Here is a 7,707-nt window from a genome sequence, read left to right as displayed (position 1 = left end):
CTAGTCTAACATTAACATGAGATGTATTTAAACTACTGCTGATTTAGAAGCAAGTAGATTACTAGAAGTCTAACATTAACATGAGATGTATTTAAACTTCATTTCTTAAATCTTTTTCTTCTTTTCTTCCTTTGTCTAACATTAACATGAGATGTATTTAAACTACTTTATATATCCTTTAAACATTGCAAACTGTAAAGGTCTAACATTAACATGAGATGTATTTAAACGGATTAGTATCTTTTCCTTCATTTTTTTCAAATGGTCTAACATTAATATATAGATGTATATAATTTCCTTAAAATTTGATAAAAGAGAATTTTATTTGCTTAAACTTTATTAATTATGAAGTTTAAGTATTTTTTTGTATAAAAAGCAAAAATATATGAATAGAAAAATAATTTGAGTCAATACTATAGATACATTAACCCTAACATATTAATAAAAATGTTTTAAATTTATTATATATAAATCTTAATAAAGTAAAAGAAATTTAACATTAACATAAGATGTTGTATAAAAAATCATTATTATATATAAATCTTAATTAAGTTATTTATTTTTATAAATTATTTCTATATACATTATTTGCTTATAAAAAATATATCTAATAAATATGAAAGGAGATAATTTAATGCGCGTATATGAAATAAAAATAAAACTTTTTTTAATGAAAGATATTAAATTAAGTGAAACTCAGACTTCTATAGCATCTTTTATTGATAAAGCTTTTGGAATAAACGAAGAATTAATTGAGTTTCATAAAAGAAATTGTTTTAAGAATTATTGTTTTGATCTATTATACCCTATAGAAAAAGATAAGCTTTATAAAAATAATAAAGCCTACACTTTAAGAATTAGGACTATTAATAGAAATTTAGCAGATTTCTTTAGTAATAAACTTGTAAATTGTTATGATAATAACTTCAAAGCACTAGTAGGCGAAATTAAGATTATCCCTAAAAAACCAATTGAAAAATTATACTCCATAACACCTGTTATATTAAAAAATGATTCTGGTTATTGGAAAAAATCAATTTCCTTTGAAGATTTTGAACGTAGGTTAAAAGAAAATTTAATAAAGAAGTATAATGCTGCTTTTGATACAAAAATTGAAGAGGATTTTGATTTATATACTGGAATTGAATTTTTAAACAATAAACCAATAAGTATCCAATATAAGAATATTAAACTTCTTGGTGATAAACTTTCATTAAAAATAGCTGATGATAAGAGAGCACAAAATTTAGCTTATATGGCTTTAGGATGTTCTTTGGGTGAAAATGGTAGTAGGGGGGCAGGGTTTGTTAATTGTAAGTGGTATTAGAAGGATGTGTATTTAAATGATTAAGGATTGTATTGAGATATTTAAAAATATTCCTCAAAATAAGCGTAATAAGCTTATTATAGATACTTATATTCCAGCAGATGGAACCTATGTTTTGGTAAAGCCTACAGAGGATGATTTTAAAATAAGTGATGTTATAAATATTAAAAAAAATAAAAAAACTGGAGAGATAGAAGGACGAAGTAATAGAAATTATTTTAAGTTCTGTGAGCTAGATTATAATAGCAAATTACTTGAAATGAATAAGCCTATGGATGTAAAAAAAATTATACATAGCAATAACTATTTATCTTTTTTTATTAAGAAAGAAAATTTATTTAATAAAAAGCTTACTAATGAAGTTATAGATGAATTTTATGATTTACTTTCTGAGCCAGAGAAGAAGTATTCAAAGAAGAAAGGAAATGATATTTATATTAATATTGAAAAAAATATTGGTAAAGTTGATACTAATACTTTAAATAAAATAAAACAATGGATAAAAAGTAATATTTTTAACTTGGATAAGGAAATTACTGAAGGAAATGATTATTTAAAAATATTTTTTGATTATCCAATAGAGGATTATTTAAAGGAGGGTAAACGTTATTTTATTCCTAATATTTACAACAGCAATGATTATAACTTTACTGTACAAGGTAAGATGTTTGGATTACCTAATAATAATATTGGAATGAACTCAAAAAAGCCTTTCTTAGAGAATAAAAGTAGAGGTTTAAGTTTACCATACATTCTTAATAACAAAGATGTCTTAATTCAAAAAGAATTTTTTGATTATCTTATGAATCTTGCTTCTTGTGGAAAAAATAATGTATTAATAAATGCGGAAAATGAGAAAATAACTGGTCTTAAGTATGGAGATTTACCAGATAAAGATTCACATGGAATTCTTCTTAATATTATTAAAGGAAAAAAAGAAGCTGAAATTCATAATTACCATATTATTAATAACTTTAAGGTTAATTTAAAGAAGACTTTTATTTATAAAGATTATATAGGTATATCTGATAAAGAGAGCAATCTATTTTATGAAAAATATGGAGATATTCATGCTGTGAAACATTTTCAATCTATTTTAAATGATATTTTTTTTGATAAATATCTTATTAGAAATTATTTTACTGAACCTGAAGATTTGAATATTTCAGATAACCATATAAAAAGAAATCTTCTTTTGAGTAGAAACAGTATTTTTGATTTTATTTGGAAGGGTTCAGAAAAAAATTTTTATCAAATATTAGATGATGTTTCTTTAAACTTAGTTAAAGGTGATCTATTAAGGGGTTTTATATTAAAGGCTTCAAATAAATTTAATTTAAGGTTGTCTTTAATGGATTATAAAGGAGGAAAAAATATGGCAGATATTCTTAGTAAAACTATTAATTCTATAAAAAATAAAGTTAATTCTGATGACTACATTGCTTTAGAAAATGATGATGAATATTACTTTGCTGTTGGGCAAATTGTATCCTATCTTTTAAGCAAGCATAAAGGTAAAAATAAGCCTCTTTCTTTGGCAGAACCTTTTATTAATGCAAAAAGTAATAAGGTTTTAAAAGATAATTTAAGAAGGCTTTATAAAAAGTATACTTATGAACCAACATGCAACAATAAAAGATTTAAGAACTTTTTTGTACTAGTTCTTGGATATGAACCTGAGAAAAAAGTAAATGAAGATATGATGATTGCTGGTTTTTTGAGTAATAATCTTGTTTATATTAAGGAGGAAAAGAATCATGATGAGAAATAGAGTTTATGGAGTCTTAGGTATATCTTCAATAATGGCAAATTGGAATGCTGATTTTACAGGATATCCAAAATCTATATCTACCGGAGAAGTTTTTGGAAGTGATAAAGCTTTTAAATATCCTATGAAAAAGTTGTGGGAAAACAATGGAGAAAAAGTTTTATACATTAAATCCATGAAATTATCAGATAAAAATAAAAAGGGAGAAGTATTACTTGTTCCTAAGTCGTTAAAGGAAAGATATGAACAACTTTTTGATACAGAAGATTTAAAGGCTGTTAAAGATACCAAAGAAGTTTTAGGTAATTTATTTAAGGCAATTGATGTAAAGAATTTTGGTGCTACCTTTGCAGAAGCTGGAAAGAATTTTTCTATTACAGGTGCAGTTCAAATAGGTCAAGGTTTTAATAAGTATGAAGATACAACCGCTGAAGAGCAACAAATCTTATCTCCATTTAGAGATGGATCTAGTGATGATAAAAAAGATGAAGAAGCAAAAAACTCAACTTTAGGCTCAAAGATAGTAAGCAATGAAGCTCATTATTTTTATCCTTTTTCAATAAATCCTTTTGCTTATAAAGAATTTGTTGAACTTGGTATCACTGATGGATATACAGAAGAGGATTATAAGAAATTTAAGAAGACTGCCTTAGTTTCTGCTACAGCTTTTTCTACAAATTCTAAGGAAGGTTGTGAAAATGAATTTGCTTTATTTATTGAAGGAGAAAATGATTTATATCTTCCTAATCTCTCTGAATATATACAGTTTACTAAAAATAAAAATAAGAATTTAATTGAGATAAATTGCTATGAATTAATTAATTCTTTAACTTCTAAGATTAAAAATGTGGAGGTTTATTACAATCCTTATACAACTGAATTAAAGTGTAATATTAAGGGTGCTAAATTGTTTAATATTTTTAACTTTAAAGAGGTGTAAAATATGGATGTTTTAAAGTTTATCCTTAAGGGAAAAACAGCATTTTTTAAGAAACCTGAAGTCAACAGTTATATTTATTTTACCTATGGAAATATTCATAAATGTGTCCTTCTGGGGATCTTTGGTGCTATTTTGGGATATGGTGGATATAATCAAACCAGTTTACTATCAAAGATTCATAAAGATAAAAATAACTTTTTACCAGAATATTATGAAAAGCTAGAAAATATAAAAATTTCTATAGTGCCTTTAAGCGAGAAAGGATCTTTATCAAAGAAAATTCAGTATTTTAATAATTCTGTAGGCTATGCTTCAAAGGAAGCAGGGGGGAATCTTATAGTAAAGGAGCAATGGCTTGAAAATCCCGCGTGGTGTATTTATGTTATTTTAGATAATGATGAAAGTAGGCTTTTAGCAGATTATATTATTAATAATAAAGTAACCTTTAATCCTTATTTAGGGAAAAATGATCATATTGCTGATATTAGTAATGCAGAAATTATTAAGGATGTAGCTAAAAGTAATACTTTTTCAAAAATTGATTCTTTAGCTTTAAAAAAGGATTTTGAGATAACTTTTGAAGAAGAGGATGAGGAAATTGATTATTTTAAATATGAGGAGTATCTTCCTTTAAATCTTCACGAAGAAACTAGCCTTTATGTTTTAGAAAAATTCTTTTATAGCAATATGGAGGTAAATGCAAAAACAGACGTTGATGTATTTGATATAAAAGGAAAAAATATAGTATTTTATTAGTTTTTTTATTGGGCTATCTAATGTTTTTAGATAGCCCTTATTTTAGGAGGAAATTATGTATTTTAATCTTGATGAAACAGTTAATATAGATAGACTACTAAATAAAAAATATGATTTTTATGCTCATTTAAAGGATGAAAATAAAGAAACTCTAAAAGAACATACTGATTTAACTTTTTCTTATTTTTTGAAATTATTTAAAGAAAAATCTTTGAAATATGTATTTTTAAACATTGAAAAAAAGTGTTTAAAAGAAATATCTAGTGAAGGGATACAGCTTTTTAGAAAGATGCTTTTAAATATTCCTGTTTTTCATGACATGGGAAAAATAAATCCTAATTTTCAGATAGAAAAAATGAAAAATACTAATGTTTTAAAGGAAGCTGCTTTTCAAGGCTCAGAGCATTCATTAATTTCTTCTATAATATATTTAGATTATTATATTGAAGAAATTAAAAACATAGTAGATAAAAATGAAAAAAAATTATTAAGAACTTTTTTATTTATAAATGCTTATATTATTTCTAAACATCACAGTGATTTAGATAGTATTAAAGAGTATTTTGATAAATTTGCAGGAGAAGATTATGGATATGGCAAAGGTTTTGAACTTGCAGAGCTTTTTCTTAATAAATATAAGAATGTTTACTTAAAAGATTTTTCTACAACACCTAAAAGATTAGAAAAGTGGAGTGGCTTTACTGAGAAATTTATGAAATCAATTAATAAAGAAATTAAAATAACTTTGTATATTTATAGCAAATTAATTTTTTCATTATTAGTTGCTTCAGATTATTATGCAGCATCTGAATTTATGAGTAATGTCAAAATTAATAATTTAGGTGATATTAATGTTAATAGATTTGTTGAAAAATATAAAAATTCAGATTTATATAAGGCTATTAGAAAATATGAACAAAAAAGATTAACTAAAGAAGAGATTTATAATGCTAATGAAATTAATGTATTGAGAAGTGAGATGTTTTTAGATTCTGAAAAGGAAATCTTAAAAAATTATTCAAATGACTTATTCTTTTTAGAGGCACCAACAGGAAGTGGTAAAAGTAATACTGCTTTAAACCTAAGTTTTACGCTTATTAAAAAGAATAGGTGTTTAAAAAAGATTTTTTATGTATATCCATTTAATACTTTAGTTGAGCAAAATCTAAATCTTCTTAAAGATATATTCTCAGATAAAGAAGATATAATTAATGAAATTGCTGTAATTAATTCAATATATCCTATAAAAAGAAAAAGATCTAACTTAGATAAAGAAAATATAGAAGAAGCTCTTTTAGATAGACAATTTCTAAACTATCCTATGATTTTAACTACTCATGTAAGTCTTTTTGATATTTTATTTGGAAATACAAAGGAATCTAATTTTGCATTTTATTCTTTGATAGGTTCTGTTGTAGTTCTTGATGAAATTCAAAGCTATAAAAATATTATTTGGAGTGAGATTATGACTTTTTTTAATAGTTTTTGTGAAGTCCTAAATATGAAAATTATAATAATGTCTGCTACCCTTCCAGATCTGAAATCTTTAATATATAATAACTCTTCCTGTATAAGTTTAATAAAAGATAGAAAAAAGTACTTTAATCATCCTCTGTTTAAAGATAGAGTAAAAGTTAATTATGATTTACTTAAAGAATCAGATGTATATGATAAGCTTATAAAACATGTGATAAAAAATTCTGAATGCAAAAAGAAAATCTTAGTTGAGTTTATTACAAAAGAAAGTGCTTATAGGTTTTACGAAAATATTAAAAATGAAGTTTATTTATGCGAACTAATAACTGGTGATGACAATATTTTAGAGAGAAAAAGAATCTTAGATAAATTAAATGGTTCAGAAGTTAGAGAAAGTGGAATAGTTTTAGTTTCTACTCAGGTAATTGAAGCTGGAGTTGATATTGATATGGATATTGGATATAAAGATATATCTAAGTTAGATAGTGAGGAGCAGTTTATGGGTAGAATTAATCGTTCTTGTAGAAAATCAGGTGTGGTCTATTTCTTTTACTTAGATAAAGAAGATAGAGTCTATAAAAATGATATAAGAGTAGATAAATCTCTAACTCTTATTAATGATAACATAAAAAAATATTTAGAGAATAAAGATTTTAAGAGTTATTATGATTTAGTTTTAGATATTCTTAGAAAAAATTTCAATAATAATTTAGATGATTTTAATCTTGAAAATTTTTTTTGTAATACTGTTGGAAGTTTGGATTTTATAAATATACAGGAAAGAATGAAGCTAATTGATGATGATGACTATGACATGTCTGTTTTCCTTAATAGGATTATTAAAGATAAGGAAAATATTATTAATGGAAATGATATTTGGCAAGAATATAAAGAACTTCTAAAAAGTAATATGAATTATGCTGAAAAGAAGATTAGATTATCTGAAGTTAGAAGCCTTATGAATTATTTTATATATAAAATTCGTAAAAATGAAAATTTATGTTATAACGATAGAATTGGAGATTTAATATATATAGAGGATGGGGAAGACTACTTTAAAGATTTTAAGCTAGATAAAAAGAAATTTATTCAAGATACAGAAACTTTTATATAAAGGAGGAATACTTTAGTTAATGAAAATATAGATAAATATGTTTAAGAATGTCAATATGTACTCAAGAAATGATATTAATGAATAAACACATAAATAACTATAACCCTAAAGGTTTTACTAAATTCCTAGGAGTAAGGATGATTTAAAAAATCAAGTGGAATTTCTATTGAACTTTATATTTTCTAAGGAAATAATAGTAGATGAAATAATTAAAGATATTGAAAATAGATTGACTTATATCGATCTTACATGTATTTAATCATAAAATCTGCCAATTAGGACAATATAAGAGGAAGATAGAAAGGGATGAAGAAATTGCAAAGAGC

At 24.2% G+C, this 7,707-nt stretch carries 5 protein-coding genes; all 5 read left to right on the top strand.

All coding sequences use genetic code 11. The annotated features are described in order from the left end of the window. Positions 1-634 precede the first annotated feature (634 nt). The 5 genes from cas6 to BM384_RS13520 are packed head-to-tail and all read left to right on the top strand — an operon-like array spanning position 635 to position 7,381. A complete protein-coding gene (cas6, locus tag BM384_RS13540) occupies positions 635-1,327 on the top strand; it encodes a CRISPR-associated endoribonuclease Cas6 (RefSeq protein WP_090014392.1) in 693 nt (230 codons plus the stop codon). 16 nt (positions 1,328-1,343) lie between these two features. Next, a complete protein-coding gene (locus tag BM384_RS13535; RefSeq protein ID WP_090014391.1) occupies positions 1,344-3,098 on the top strand; it encodes a type I-B CRISPR-associated protein Cas8b/Csh1 in 1,755 nt (584 codons plus the stop codon). Next, positions 3,088-4,035 (top strand): type I CRISPR-associated protein Cas7, encoded by a 948-nt coding sequence (locus tag BM384_RS13530; protein ID WP_090014393.1) that lies wholly within the window; start codon positions 3,088-3,090, stop codon positions 4,033-4,035. The genes BM384_RS13535 and BM384_RS13530 overlap by 11 nt, the downstream gene beginning before the upstream one ends. A 3-nt stretch (positions 4,036-4,038) precedes the next feature. Continuing rightward, positions 4,039-4,791, top strand: coding sequence for a type I-B CRISPR-associated protein Cas5b (gene cas5b, locus BM384_RS13525; RefSeq protein ID WP_090014389.1), 753 nt, complete (start codon positions 4,039-4,041; stop codon positions 4,789-4,791). 55 nt (positions 4,792-4,846) lie between these two features. Beyond that, a complete protein-coding gene (locus tag BM384_RS13520) occupies positions 4,847-7,381 on the top strand; it encodes a CRISPR-associated helicase/endonuclease Cas3 (RefSeq protein ID WP_090014388.1) in 2,535 nt (844 codons plus the stop codon). The last annotated feature ends 326 nt before the right edge of the window (positions 7,382-7,707 follow it).

The sequence above is a fragment of the Clostridium sp. DSM 8431 genome, assembly GCF_900116755.1.
Lineage (GTDB): Bacteria > Bacillota > Clostridia > Clostridiales > Clostridiaceae > Clostridium.
The sequence above is the reverse complement of the archived record's forward strand: the minus strand, read 5'-3'. Positions and strand labels throughout refer to the sequence as shown.

Excerpts from the sequence above, each read along its gene's own strand:
- cas6 (WP_090014392.1), top strand. The coding sequence starts at position 635 with ATGCGCGTATATGAAATAAAAATAAAACTTTTTTTAATGAAAGATATT.
- BM384_RS13535 (WP_090014391.1), top strand. The coding sequence starts at position 1,344 with ATGATTAAGGATTGTATTGAGATATTTAAAAATATTCCTCAAAATAAG.
- BM384_RS13530 (WP_090014393.1), top strand. The coding sequence starts at position 3,088 with ATGAGAAATAGAGTTTATGGAGTCTTAGGTATATCTTCAATAATGGCA.
- cas5b (WP_090014389.1), top strand. The coding sequence starts at position 4,039 with ATGGATGTTTTAAAGTTTATCCTTAAGGGAAAAACAGCATTTTTTAAG.
- BM384_RS13520 (WP_090014388.1), top strand. The coding sequence starts at position 4,847 with ATGTATTTTAATCTTGATGAAACAGTTAATATAGATAGACTACTAAAT.